The organism is Vibrio sp. D3, from assembly GCF_043995865.1.
Classification (GTDB): domain Bacteria; phylum Pseudomonadota; class Gammaproteobacteria; order Enterobacterales; family Vibrionaceae; genus Vibrio; species Vibrio diabolicus.
Genome location: NZ_CP171886.1, coordinates 718,372 through 731,586, shown reverse-complemented (window position 1 = coordinate 731,586; position 13,215 = coordinate 718,372). Strand labels below are relative to the sequence as shown.

Below are 13,215 nucleotides of genomic sequence, written 5' to 3'. Positions count from 1 at the left end.
TTACGTTGGCTGTGTAGCCAGTGCTTTTTTGTTAAGAATAGGATTAAGAATCAGGAAGCTAATTGCGCCGCCAAGTACAGCGTTAATCGGTACTACGCCAGGAAGGAAGTGTCCAGCACCAACGCCAATCGCTACAGCGATAATGCCAGCCCAGTTTACGCTTTGGAACTGGGTGGCTTCAAAGTTTGCGTAGCGTTTACGGTTCGTGAAGAAGTCAGCGATGATCACGCCGCCAATCGGTGGAATTGCCAACGATAAGAAGGTTAGCCAGCCAACAAAGTTATTGTAGAGCCAGAGAGCGCAAAGTGTGCCAACAAGCCCGTTCGCCATCGAGATGTATTTACTTGGTAAGCCTGTGATGTTGGAAAATCCAAGACCCGATGCGTAGAGCGCGTTGTCGTTGGTCGTCCAAATGTTTAATCCAAGTACGATGATGGCGGGAATTAATAAGCCTTGCGCAATCATCACTTCAGAGATGTCTGATTGACCAGTCACCGACGCACCTGCCGCGCCAAAGATAAACATTAACGAGTTACCGATGAAAAATGCCACCATGGTGATCATCACGGCGCTGCGCGGCTTTTTGCCAAAGCGTACGAAATCCGCCGTTAATGTACCTGCACTAACAAAAGAGCCGACAACCATTGCGAGCGCTATTGAAAAATCGAGTGGCTCGGTTGGTTGAACTTGTTGTAGTTCGCTAATACCGCCAACGCTATTTACTGCCTCAATGACAGAGTAACCGCCAAGTAGCGCAATGGCAGGAACGGCGATTGCTGACAGCACCATCAGTGCGGAGATGCCAAAGTAAACGGTCGCGGTCATGAGCAAACCGGAGACGAGGATCAACGTGTTGGTATCGATGCCCGTTGCTTTATGCACCGGAATCGCAAACATCGCGACACCAACTCCAAACCACCCAACTTGAGTACCACCAAGAAGAGCAGAAGGAAGCCAAGATCCTTTAGAACCAAAAGAGAAACGAGCAAGAAGGTGAGTAGAGAGACCAGTAGAAGCGCCGATGTAACCGAGGAAAGAAGTGTAAATACCGAGGATTAGGTTACCGATGAGAACAGCGAGGAAAAAATCATTAAAGGAGAGCCCAGTACCGAGAGAACCCCCTGTCCACATACTTGCGGAGAAAAAAGTGAGTCCTAACATCACCATGGTTAGTGATGCCACGCCTTTTCTGGCCGTGTTGGGAACTGGTCCAAGACTGTAGTTATTGTCTCCAGCCATTATTACCTCCGCACATTGAAATATTAAATTATAGCACCTGGTTTTCAGGCAAACGGCGCGTATTATCGTGATGTAAATTTAATAGTCAATGATAAAATTGCAATTTAAACGTTTGCTGGATTTTTGGTGTCTATTTTTTCTTTTAATAACAATGGTTTGATTTTTAAATTATAAAAGTGAAAAGTTTATTTTTACGTATTTTCCATGACTTATAGACAGGTTTTCTATGTGAAATGAGTGTTTTGAATTGCCATTTGTTTTTATGGATTAAATTTATCTATAACTCTGGATTGTTCAGTCGATTTTTATGAAAAGAAAACGATTTCATGATGAGATTTTTGGTTTGGACGTTATTTGTTCTTTTTTGAGGTGTGTTTTCTTGGTTTTATTTCGTTTAGGTGCTTTGTTTTTGTTGAAGCTGGTATTTCTAATGGTTTAGTGGGCGAATATTTGAATTTTATAAACAGTAAACAATCTGTTGTGGGCAAGAAAAGTACAACCGAGCTCGGTCAGAGGATAAGAGAGCAATAGCCACATAAAAAAATAGCCAACCGCAAAGAGTGCGATTGGCTTATATACATGTGAACAAAATCAAGTTCACTAACAACGTCAGTTGGCTAGGTGACCCTCGGCTTAAGAAGGGTCGATTTATATAATGCAGTTACTGTGCCAACTTTAATATGCCCTAAAATACGTAGTTTCTGTGACATGCGTTGCTTAAAGTTTGAGTTTGTTTGCAATTTGCAACTGCGTTATGCAATTTGACTCTATTATGCTAATGATTGATTAATAAACAGTGGACTTTTTAGAGCATGACTAAACTCGCCGTTCCCAAAAAGGCGAAAAAACCAACCACATCTGTCACCGTCGTTAGAATAACCGAACCTGCTAAGGCTGGATCCAATTTAAACTTATCCAAAATAATGGGTATCAACACGCCAAATAAAGCAGCGGTAATAATGTTGACGATAATGGCCAGCGCGATGGTTCCACCTAAAACTGGCGATTGGAACCACAATCCGGCTAACCCGCCGATGATTAGCGCCCAAGCAATGCCGTTCAGTGAGCCAATACCCAGCTCATTTTTTAAGAATTTGAATCGGTTACCTGGGGTAATCTGATTGAGCGCCATCGCACGAACCATTAGAGTCAGCGTTTGGCTGCCTGCAATGCCACCCATCGATGCAACAATTGGCATTAGTACGGCTAAAGCCACCACTTGAGCAATCACGTCTTCAAATAGCCCGATAGTGACAGACGCTAAAATTGCAGTCAGCAAATTGATGCCCAGCCACACGCCGCGTTTTTGTGAGCTTTTTAATACTGGCGCAAACAAGTCATCGCCTTCATCCATACCAGTACCGGCCATTAAGCGCGCTTCGTAGATTTCACGTTGCGTACTCAATGCAAATTGCCAATCGACTTCACCAATCAGAGTTTGGTCTGCATCAGTCACAGGCAGAGCGGGCAGTGTGCTGTGCTCTAATGCTTCTACCGCTTCGGGAAGCATCATCTTACTGTCTAGCACCGTCACCGCTTCAATAACGAGTGTTTTCAAGCGAGTATCAGGATCACTACGTAAAATTTCGTAGTAATTGACTGTCCCTCGATACTGTTTATTACGGTTGATCAGGTAGACTTGTTGAGGCGTGTCGTAGCTATAGCGCTCCATTAACTGCTTAGCCGTTCCAATCGTAATATTAAAGGGCAGGGTGATGATTTTACGCTCAGCCCAGTGGCCGAGTTCTTCATCTTCATATTCGTTTGCCTGATCGTAAAGCTCTAACTCATCTTTTTCGATTAACGCGAGCGCTTCGTTGATGATCGACTCAGGCAACGAATCCGCCCATTCGATCAGCGATAAGTTATCAAGTTTAGCGAGGGTGAGTTTTAGCTCGACTTCAGATAATGCATTGATGATAGAAAAACGTACGTCGGCACGCATTTCCGTTAACACGTCGATATGCAGTTCTAGTGGCAAAGCTCGCCATAAGCGAACACGATCATCGATTGGAAAGGCTTCCAGAATTAGGGCGACTGCGCCAGGTTCGAGACCCGCTTCAATAGATTCATTGAGCGTTGCGACTTGATCCGCTTCTTCGGCTTGGCCAATTTGCTGGATTAGAGTGGAGAGATCTTGAAACTTGCTCACCGAGTACCCCGATAGTTAATTCGTTTTATGGAAGTATGGCATGTTATTGAGATGCACAACTATGCATCTTAACCTTGCTCAAGGTACTTGAAAGTAACAGAAAAACAATAGGCTATTCGCTGTTGATAGTGAGATATGGCTGTACCAATTGGCGAATGTTCACTTTTGCGCCAATTCTCGCTGCGAGCAAATACATTCCACCAATTTTACGATGTAAAAATAGGGCATCGGCAGGTGGGGTATGCCAGTACTCTTGTTCCATGCTCAAAATAGTGCCAGCTTCGCGAAGTTTTTGCGCTAAGCCACTGGCTTTAAAATCATATGGCTCATCAACTAACATGGGTTCACATGCCATTTTTACTAAATCGAGAATCGCTTGGCGCTGATCAGGTAAGATGGTTTGGCTGAAGAAGCCAATTTGTTCAAGCGCGTCATTCAAGCCTTGTTCGTCATTATTCATGACGGACGCAAAGGTTTGGCGATAGCCGGCACTGAATCGTTCGCTGTATTCGCGAGTTGCACCGAAATCTAACAAGCCGATTTGGCGAGTACTTTCAATGTACAAGTAATTGGCGAAGTTAGGGTCGGTTTGCACCATCTTGAATTCGAACAGCTCTCTGAACAGCAATTCGAGCAAACTGTGCATGACAAAATCTCGCGTACTTTGATCATAATGTTCGATGTGTTCAATGGGTACGCCGTCAATAAACTCCATGGCGAGAACGGAGTCTGAGCAACTTTCAGTGTGAATCTTTGGTACGACAAAGTGAGGATGCTCCTTCAAAGCATCATGGTAACGAATCGCAAATTGCGCTTCTCGGGTGTAATCGGCTTCATCATGCAGTTGCTTTTTGGCTTCTTCTAGTAGCCCTTTGTAGTCTACGGATTCTGGAATCAACCCAACCACTTTAAGCAACGTACCTACGTTGTTTACATCGCTATCGATACTTTTTCGTATGCCCGGATATTGTACTTTGACGGCTAGGTTATCGCCCGCATCGCTGTAGGCTTGGTGCACCTGTCCTATTGATGCACTGGCGATTGGTTTGAAGTTAAATGATAGAAACTCAGCTTTCCAACTCGTTCCTAGCGAACTTTCCATGACTCCGTTCAGTTGTTTTGCAGGCATTGGGTCTGCGTTGGAACGAAGACGGGAAAGAATATCGGCGAGTTCAGGTTCTAAAACATCACCAGCATCCATTGATAGCATTTGACCAAGCTTCATTGCAGCGCCACGTAGGTGAGCAAGTTGGTCTGTCAACCGTGCGATGTTTTGTGGCGTCAGCACGAGGTCTTTCGCTTTTGGTTTATTACCTTTGGCGATTTGTTTCGTGCCTTCTGCAATCACATTGCCTGCGACACGGGTAGCAAGTGAGGCGAATTTGCTGAATCTTGAGATGCGATGGGTAGGTAGGCTTCTTTCCTTTGCCGACATGAATCTTCTCCGCTATTTACTAACTAATTGTTATACGGGAAAAGGATATGTTTGGATACAAATGAAAAGAAAACCGCCAGCGTAACTGGCGGTTTATTAGGGTCTGTTGACCTTTTGCGGTTAAATTTTGTTCGAGATAAAAGCGTTTTAATCGCGGCGAGAGGTTTGTAGCCTAGTTATTCTAAGCAAAATCCTCTCAACAAAGAGTAAAGCGCTTTTAGCCGAACCCTTCGGGCAGCGTTTGTGGCTCCTTTCTACTGCGTTATCGGCTTATCAGGTAGGGCAACTACATTTCAAAGCCTCTGCCTTGTATAAAGAACCCACAAACTGCTGCAAAAATCAGCTCAAAAGGTCAACAGCCCCTAGTTTAGATAGAGTAGAAGAAGTACAGCTGAGACTTCATTCGAATGATGATCCCGCGAATCACATCTAAGAAGGCCATGAAGCCTATCGGTTTTTCACCGCTGACCCATGCGAGGCCAACAGAGCCAACAGGAATGTCGTAGCCTTCTGGCTCATCAATCTTAAGACGAACAAAGTGGTGTTTGTTCTGTAAATTCTTTCCAGTGGTGATACGTACGGAATCATCGAAACCCAGCAGATTACCTTGTGACTCACCTGTTGCTTCAACAATGCCTTCGACGGTCGCTGAGAAGATCTTACCTGGGTAAACGGACGAAGAGAATTCCGCTGGCTGACCCGGTTTGATGTTACGAATCGCCTGGTGGTTGACTCGCATCAGCACATACTTCTCGTTAGTGTACATGTTGATACGCGGCATCATCGATACACGCTGACCTTCACGCAGGATAAAGTTGGTGACAAAACCATCTGTTGGGGCATGAACTTTTGTGCTATTCAAATCCCATTGCGCTTTTGCAATTTGCTCTTCAGCTTGGCGCAGTTCGGCTTGTTTGGTTTCAACTGCGAGCTCTGCTTTATGAATCGCCAGTTTTGCACGTGAGATATCGACTTGTTTCTTCTTAATTTGAGACTCAAGGGTTAACACGTTGTGACGTGCCATATCAACCGCACTCGATTGTTTGTCGATGTCGCTTTCCGTGATGGTGTTTTGCACCACTCGGTTTTGCTCAACATAACGATCTAGCATCTTTTTCTGCAATTTGTAGTCAACGTTCGCCGCTTCCAATTGGCTCTTTGATGTTTCTAGATCTTGCACCAATGCTTGATGATTCGCTTCTTCAATCTCGATGTCGCCTTTTGCCGTAGCTAATGCGACTCGTGCAGAATCGGCGGATACGTTCGCCTGATTTAATGCGATTTCGTATTGAGTTGGGTCAAGTTCATAAATAAGCTGACCTTCTTTAACTTGTTGATTTGGCTTAATGTAAATGTGGTCAACTTTACCCTTCACATTGGTTGAATCTGGACGCAATTGGATGTGTGGTGACTGCACGACAGAACCACCGGATAAATCCATCGGGGTGAAGTTAATCAAACCTACCCATACGAACATCAGCCAACTCAAACCGCCAAGATAAGCGAACGATTTGGTTGCTTTGTTCCAAGGCATGCCAACCAAACGCAGCAGATAGATGAAGAGAGCCCATACCGCTAAACCTTCTAACATTACGCTTCCTCTTTTGGCTGTGTTTCTGTTTGCGGTTTACTTCTCCATGTATCACGCAGATTGATGATGGCTTTTTCCATATCAACGAATGCAAAGATCACAGCTAGCACCCAAACCCAGTGCCAGACAAACCCTATCCAGGTGAGCGCAGTGATGAGCCCTATCTGATGATGGTCTTTGCTGTGCGCCTTATTAATTGGCAACTCATGGATTTTCCAAAAGCCGTAACACGCGCCCGCGACACTCGCGATTAAAACGACGGCAGCGACAATATGTAACGCTGTATCTGCACCAGTTCCGACAAATGGGACACTCAGTAAACTCATTAAACACTCCTCTATCAAACGGTTGGCGTATTGTGATCTGGATTTGATTTAGGTCTTTCTTTGTGACAGATTCAATCAATAGAGGGTTAAATTTGATGTGATTGGTAATGAAGACGGTTCGATTTATTCGCGCGATGGGCATTCTAAACATGCATAACCTCGCGTTATCTAAATATAATTTGGGCTCGGATGAACTGGGGATTCCGTCGTCGGTATTTCACAACCCAATGACACTGATCCCGCTAAAAGCCGTCGCAGAATGGTATCGTTGTGTTGAACAAGCCAGCAGTGATCCAGATGTGGTTTTGAGTCTCAGCCGAGGTATTGAACTGCAAAAGCTTGGACCTGTGGGACGCTGGCTATTTTCTGGGAATGATTTAGCCAGCGCGATTCGACGCGTTAATTATGGTGCGAGTAACTTACAATCTGGGGCGTTTTTTGCTGGCGAACAGTCGGGCAAAATCATCAAATGGACTTACCACAATCCGTTTATAGAAACGTCAGTAAAGGTGCACGATAGTATCCGCGGTGCGGTATTTATGATTAAAGTGCTACGCGAATTTCTTGGTAAAGACTATCAGCCTTTGCGCGTCAAGATTTCAGGGTCGAGAAAAAATACTGAGCGATACCGGGAATATTTCGGCTGCGAGGTGGAATGGAGTCAGCCAAAAACAGAAATATGGATCCCGGGAGATGACCGATTAGCTTCCCGCCAAGTGAGCCATCGCGAGGACAGCCGTCTAGCGATGAGTTTTTCCGATTTGGATGATTTGCTTAATATGCCCGACCCAGAAGATGAGTTGAAAGTGATTTATGAAGTGGTGAACTACAGCAGTCATTATGGATTGCCAACGTTAGAGCGCGTTTCTTCTCTGCTTGATTTATCTGAACAGCAGTTTCAACGTCGTTTGCACAAATTAGGCCTCAACTTCTCGATGGTATCCGGCTATGTATTGAGTAATGTTGCGGCTGGGTTATTGAGTAAGCGCGTGAGTATTGATGACATAGCCATGCGCCTTGGTTACACCAATGTGGCGAGCTTCAATCGTATGTTTAAGAAACATCGTGGATTAACGCCCAAGCAGTATGCGGGAAGATTAGAAAAGTAATGCTTCACTTGTCTTTATGAAAACAAGCAATAAAAGCCCTCAAGGTAGAGGGCTTTGCTATTTTTGGTGTTGTTTAATGTAATGGCTATTTCTTAGGGCGCCAGCTTAGTGCACTTGCAACAGCGCCGATGGCAATCACATCCTTTTTTTGTTCACTAAGTTCTGGGAGCATTTGTACCGCAATGGTACCGTTCGTCTGTACGGCGGCAATTTCTTGTGTGCCTTCCTTAAAGCTATAACCCAATGGAATGTCTACCGCCATCATGGCGTCGGGACTAGTATGTACGGTTTCTACATTAAAGTGGGTGCTGCCAATACGCACTACGCCAGTCTCTTTTTTCTCAAAGCTGATGTCGATGAGAGCTGATTTTGGCTCCATCGCAAACTCACCGACTTTTTTACCATCTTGAGTAATGTCACAGGTGTAAGGATCATTCCCACCAAAATCGACGCCCATGTAGTTAACCGACATACCGCCTCCAGCGCAGCTCAGAAGCCAAGTTTCCCCGTTGTCGATACGAGTCACTTCTGCGCCCATCGCACCTTCTTTGAAAGAGATATGGTTAAACCAACTTGAGTTAGAAGCACTGCGTGAATAGTTGCCTTTGTACTTACCAGCAAAATCAAAATGACCATCTGCACCGAATCCCCAAAAATCTCCGTCGGTTTTGATCAGCATTTCTGGTTGTGCTTTTACGGCATCAGTACGATCCATGACGGCTAGGCCACCACAACCTGCAAGGAGTAGGGGAGCGAATAGAGTAAGTTTCTTCATGTTTTTCATCGTTTATAGCTCGGTTACATCTAAGATTTGGTCGGTGAATTGGATCTTTTGAATGTCGTACAACTCGTCAGTGCCTGTACTCGGGCACTCAACAGAAACGCTCTTTGCTTTGATAACGGTACATTCTGCCAGTTTGTGTGGCACGATATAGGTGTTGATACCACCTTCACCATAAATGCTGTTGTCTTTGCTGTTGCCTTCAAAGGTATTGTTTTGGTCATTACCGATGACATTCATTGCGTCGTCGCCAATGATCTTCACTCTTGTCAGCCACTGAGATTTGTAGGTGTATGCTTCTATCAAGCCGTCTTTGTTGGGAGCCATACGGAAGGTAGGCACTGTGCCTGGATTTGTCTTTTCTGTGTAAAGTTTGACGCCCGCAGAGTCGATGTTCGCGGTGTATTGCAAGTATCCGTGGAATAAGCCGCTGATCCAATCAACGGCTTGTGGATCTTGAGTTTGCATTTCTTCACGTGTTAACGCTTGGTAGCCATCTAAACCTTGTCCGTTTGCTTTTGCTACACCCATGTAAGCTTCAAAAGCGGCAGCAAAGTATTCGTGAGAATATGAAGGGCCCGTTTGTTTAACACTTTCAGGATCGAAGTCGTCCGATTTCCAATCGTCCCAGTCATACTGAGTTGGGCGCCACACCGTCGGTTTGCCCGCTTGAATATCGTTATAGATTTTTAACGCATGAGCTTGAATGTCATTTTGCAGTGCCGCAGTCCCCGTGTTAGGTGCAATACCTTGCGCTTGGACCAAGTGTAAAATTTCTTCAAAAGCGGCGTCTCGTTCGGCTTTTTTACCAAGATTGGCACAGTAATCGGCAAAATTACTCATGTAATGGCAATCGCCTTCAACTGTCAGTTCTCGATACATCAAAGATTGGCTATTCCTTAGCCAGTTTGGTGTTTCTTTACTATTTACTAATGTTGCCACGATAGATGTGACAAGTGTATCCATATCATCTTCGTTAAGTACCATCATGCTTACAACAAACTTTTCTAGAGAACTCGTATCAAAAGAGTGTGCTAAGCCCGAGTTTGTCACTGCATCGTTCAGTTTGTCTTGGCGAATCAGTTCGTTGATGAAGATTTTGGTTAGCATCTCATCATTCTGTTCGTCGTTTTCGGTCAGCATTAGTGTGGCATCACGCTCGGCTAATGTCTTAGCGATACGAGACTTGTCAGCACCGTACTTAGTGTCTGGTTGGTTTGTGAGAAGGTGTTGGATGATTTTGGCTGCACGAAAGATTTTTTCATTATTCGCACCGTCATCAACAGCCACAATGTGAAATGTATCATTGTTATTTGCTTCAGAAAGGGAGATTTTCACATAGTGGGTGAAGCCAGCATCAGCAGCCACTTTTAACTTGGCTGGAAGCTCTGTAGAAACGACAGTTGGGATTGTGACAGTGCTCAATGTTGGCGCTGGTGGTGTTGGAGGTGTCGTTGTTGATGGTTTCGAATTAGATTCATTGCCGCCGCAAGCAGTTAGACTTATCGCGCAAAATATGGCTAAAGGTGTTAATTGGGAATATCTCATTTCATGTTACTCGTAGACTTTATTAGAGCAAGAAACTTAGAAGCAACATAAAGTCCTGTCTATATAAGCAAACTAAGTCATATATATCGATATTGTTTTTTGGTAAGGACTATCATTCGATATATTTAAAAATATAGTAGATTTTTATTCCGAATTTTATTTTTATGTGAAGCTATATTCTGCTAATGAATAAAACATCAGGTTATTGCATGGTTTTAGGGGCGTAGAATGATTAGGATTATCGTATATGTATGGTTTGTAAGCGTATGTAAGCCTGCTTTTTATTAAAATTATCATTTAAGTGGGTTGCGCAGTATAGGACGAGCGATATACTCCCTCCATCATATTGGTGGAGTAAATGATTCATGGTGGGCAATACAATCTTACTGGTAGAAGACGACTCTGAGATTGCTCGATTAACCAAAATGTACCTCGAAGCCGAAGGCTATACAGTAACTGTTATCGATAACGGTCAAAATGCATTAGAAACGATTCACGGACTCAATCCGGACCTAGTGCTGTTAGATTTGATGTTACCGGGAAAAAATGGCGCAGAAATATGCCAAGAGGCACGTAAATTTTATCATGGGATTATCATTGTTTTGACTGCAACCGATGATGAAATGAGCGAGGTGAGCTTATTTAAGTTCGGTGCTGATGATTACCTTACCAAACCGATAAAAGGCAATATCCTTCTCGCCCGTATTGAAGCGGCGTTGCGTCGCTATCGTAGTCAAGCTGATACCGTTGAAGAAGAAAAGCTGAGCCGATATGGCATTAGCCTTTGTCTTCGTCGTTCCCAAGCATTTTATTTGCAAAAAGATATTGGTTTGACGAGTTCTGAGTTTGAAATTTTAGAGCTCCTGATGCTGAATGTCGATAAGCCAGTATCTCGTGAATCATGTTGCCGTCTTGCCAGAGGTATTGAATACTGTATTACTGATCGTTCGATTGATATGCGTATATCCTCACTAAGGAAGAAATTCTCTAAGGCTCATATCCATACCGCTACCATTAAGACCATACGTCACCACGGCTATATGCTGACAGGTAAATGACGCATGTTTTCCCTGTTTACTCGTCTATATGTGGGGTTAGTTACTGGCCTTGCGCTGACTGTTGCTTTGTTTCTCTTTATGGGGGAAGAGTACATGCGCAAAACAGAAGTCGGTGTTTTTTTGAGTGATGGTGCTTATTTTGTCGATCAATACATTGAGCAACGAGGTACACCGGATTCTCTCTACAAGAAGTTAACCGAAAACGGCAAGCAAGATTTCTTTATCTTTGATTTAACATTGGTTGAAAACTGGGACGGATCACCGCCTTGTCGAGATTGTAAGCTGCTGTACCGAATACAAGGGATACCTGTTTATCTTATTGATGGCAGTACCTATGCTGCGGTATTCCCTTTACCTAACACCTCGAAGAGTTTAGTTTTCAAAGAAAAAACGGATTTCTTTAGCCCAGATGTTGATTGGAATGAAGATTCTGAGATTGTATTTATACTGACTCTACTTTTGGTTGTTGTGTGCAGTTTAGGCATTATGGTTTACATACCTGTACGACGTCTTGACCGCCAAATTCGGCAACTAACGGCTGCACAACAACAATTTGGTTATGGTGAGTTGAATACGCGAGTCGATCTAAAGCAATTTTCGCAACCCGTGAAAGAGCTCGCCCAAGGCTTCAACTGCATGTCTGAAGAGATTGAGAGACGAGTACGCCAAACACACATCTTTACTCAAGCTATTCCTCATGAAGTGCGCACTCCGCTGAGTCGTATTCAGCTAGCGACGGATTTAGCTAGGCGCACGAGTGGTGAAATGCAGGCAGAGTTACATGACGATATTGAACGATACGTTGATGTAGTGACGGATTTAACTTCCGACATCGTCATGCTGTCTCGCTTGAGTGTGAAAAACCACTCTTGGGTCGATTCTGTTGAAACCATGGAACTGCCACTTTGGTGCAAAAGCCGTATGAATTACCTAGGCTTAGAGTCCGCCATGTTGAGAGCGGAAAATGAACTCGCGAACCAATTGATTCACTTTCAGCCTACTTTGGGTAACCTCGTCCTCGATAATTTACTGCAAAACGCCAAGCGTTACGGTGAATCCTGCGTTGAGGTGACGATTCGAATGGTAGCGGATTGCTGGAGCATCGATATTGAGGACGATGGTCCGGGCGTACCTGAAGCGATGCGAGAAGAAGTATTTATGCCATTTTCGCGTTTAGACAAAAGCCGCAACGCCGACGTGAAAGGCTTTGGTTTAGGGCTTGCCATCGCTACCAGTGCAGCGAGGCAATTAGGTTGGGAACTTTCTGTCGGCGAGAGTCACTTAGGCGGCGCACGTTTTACGGTGCTTATTCCTGCCAACGATTAGAGTAGGCATTGCGGTAGTCTGGTTCAGCGATACCTTCATACAAATCTTCACAAGCTTGCAGTGGACCTACGACAGTTCGGTAGGGTAGGACACCTGCCCAAACAGGAATGTCCATGTCTTCCGCATCGTCGTTGACGCCAAAATTGCTGATTTTCACAGATGCCTCTGTGAGTGGGATACGCAGCAGCATGGTGGCTTTGAGCTCTTTTTCATTGCTCAAACGGACTTGTTTTGTTCTCCCTGGAGCGATCTGTTCGATAAAGTGATTCAACAACCTGTCTTTCTCTTGGTTATCCTCCACCATCTCAAACTGGCCAAAGACCACGGCGCTACGATAATGCGCACTGTGGTGAAACGCACTTCGAGCCAATACCCAACCATCAAACAAAGTAAAGGTTAAGCACGTTTGCACTCCTTGTTTGAGTGAGCGTAACAGTCGACTGTTGTTGGCACCATGGATACACACGTAATCATCGACACGCCATGCCAGCATAGGGATGACCACAGGGCCTGATTCGTTGGTTATCGCAATATGAGCGATTAGGCTTTCATCTATGATGGCGTGCAGTTTGCTAACATCAGAGACTGCTTTATGTGCGCCTTTCTTAATTTCCGTTCTATTGGTGTTGGATAGCATTGTCTCTCCTTGT

At 44.5% G+C, this 13,215-nt stretch carries 11 protein-coding genes; 3 read left to right on the top strand and 8 right to left on the bottom strand.

Annotation, left to right across the window (positions count from 1 at the left end; all coding sequences use genetic code 11):
• The 5 genes from codB to ACHFJ9_RS03035 all read right to left on the bottom strand — a co-directional run bounded on the left by codB (position 1) and on the right by ACHFJ9_RS03035 (position 6,743).
• Entirely contained in the window at positions 1-1,239 is a 1,239-nt protein-coding gene (gene codB, locus ACHFJ9_RS03055; RefSeq protein ID WP_395355181.1) for a cytosine permease, read from the bottom strand.
• An 805-nt stretch (positions 1,240-2,044) separates the two neighbouring features.
• On the bottom strand, positions 2,045-3,391 hold the full coding sequence (locus ACHFJ9_RS03050) for a magnesium transporter (RefSeq protein ID WP_005396363.1): 1,347 nt from the start codon (positions 3,389-3,391) through the stop codon (positions 2,045-2,047).
• 112 nt (positions 3,392-3,503) lie between these two features.
• Positions 3,504-4,826, bottom strand: a complete 1,323-nt coding sequence (locus ACHFJ9_RS03045; RefSeq protein ID WP_395355179.1) for an ABC1 kinase family protein — start codon at positions 4,824-4,826, stop codon at positions 3,504-3,506.
• A gap of 367 nt (positions 4,827-5,193) precedes the next feature.
• Positions 5,194-6,417 carry an HlyD family secretion protein gene (locus ACHFJ9_RS03040; protein WP_145472752.1) on the bottom strand — a complete coding sequence of 408 codons (1,224 nt, stop codon included), beginning with the start codon at positions 6,415-6,417 and terminating at the stop codon, positions 5,194-5,196.
• Positions 6,417-6,743: an MFS transporter gene (locus ACHFJ9_RS03035; RefSeq protein ID WP_053807931.1), complete on the bottom strand. Its 327-nt coding sequence runs from the start codon at positions 6,741-6,743 to the stop codon at positions 6,417-6,419. The genes ACHFJ9_RS03040 and ACHFJ9_RS03035 overlap by 1 nt, the downstream gene beginning before the upstream one ends.
• 107 nt (positions 6,744-6,850) lie before the next feature.
• On the opposite strand from ACHFJ9_RS03035, the gene ACHFJ9_RS03030 reads away from it, so the two are divergent.
• Positions 6,851-7,852 carry an AraC family transcriptional regulator gene (locus ACHFJ9_RS03030; protein WP_048624820.1) on the top strand — a complete coding sequence of 334 codons (1,002 nt, stop codon included), beginning with the start codon at positions 6,851-6,853 and terminating at the stop codon, positions 7,850-7,852.
• 85 nt (positions 7,853-7,937) lie between these two features.
• On the opposite strand, the gene ACHFJ9_RS03025 is transcribed toward ACHFJ9_RS03030, so the two are convergent.
• Positions 7,938-8,627, bottom strand: a complete 690-nt coding sequence (locus ACHFJ9_RS03025) for a hypothetical protein (protein WP_395355176.1) — start codon at positions 8,625-8,627, stop codon at positions 7,938-7,940.
• 12 nt (positions 8,628-8,639) lie between these two features.
• A complete protein-coding gene (locus tag ACHFJ9_RS03020; protein WP_395355174.1) occupies positions 8,640-10,181 on the bottom strand; it encodes a hypothetical protein in 1,542 nt (513 codons plus the stop codon).
• A gap of 365 nt (positions 10,182-10,546) precedes the next feature.
• Between ACHFJ9_RS03020 and ACHFJ9_RS03015 the strand changes: the two genes are divergently transcribed.
• Together ACHFJ9_RS03015 and ACHFJ9_RS03010 are read left to right on the top strand one after the other, a co-directional pair.
• On the top strand, positions 10,547-11,239 hold the full coding sequence (locus ACHFJ9_RS03015; protein ID WP_264912426.1) for a response regulator transcription factor: 693 nt from the start codon (positions 10,547-10,549) through the stop codon (positions 11,237-11,239).
• 3 nt (positions 11,240-11,242) lie between these two features.
• Positions 11,243-12,565 carry an ATP-binding protein gene (locus ACHFJ9_RS03010; protein WP_264912424.1) on the top strand — a complete coding sequence of 441 codons (1,323 nt, stop codon included), beginning with the start codon at positions 11,243-11,245 and terminating at the stop codon, positions 12,563-12,565.
• Here ACHFJ9_RS03010 and ACHFJ9_RS03005 read toward each other — a convergent pair.
• The gene (locus tag ACHFJ9_RS03005; RefSeq protein ID WP_395355170.1) at positions 12,546-13,202 is read right to left on the bottom strand and encodes a pyridoxamine 5'-phosphate oxidase family protein; all 657 of its coding nucleotides are present in this window, start codon (positions 13,200-13,202) and stop codon (positions 12,546-12,548) included. The genes ACHFJ9_RS03010 and ACHFJ9_RS03005 overlap by 20 nt on opposite strands.
• Positions 13,203-13,215 lie beyond the last annotated feature (13 nt).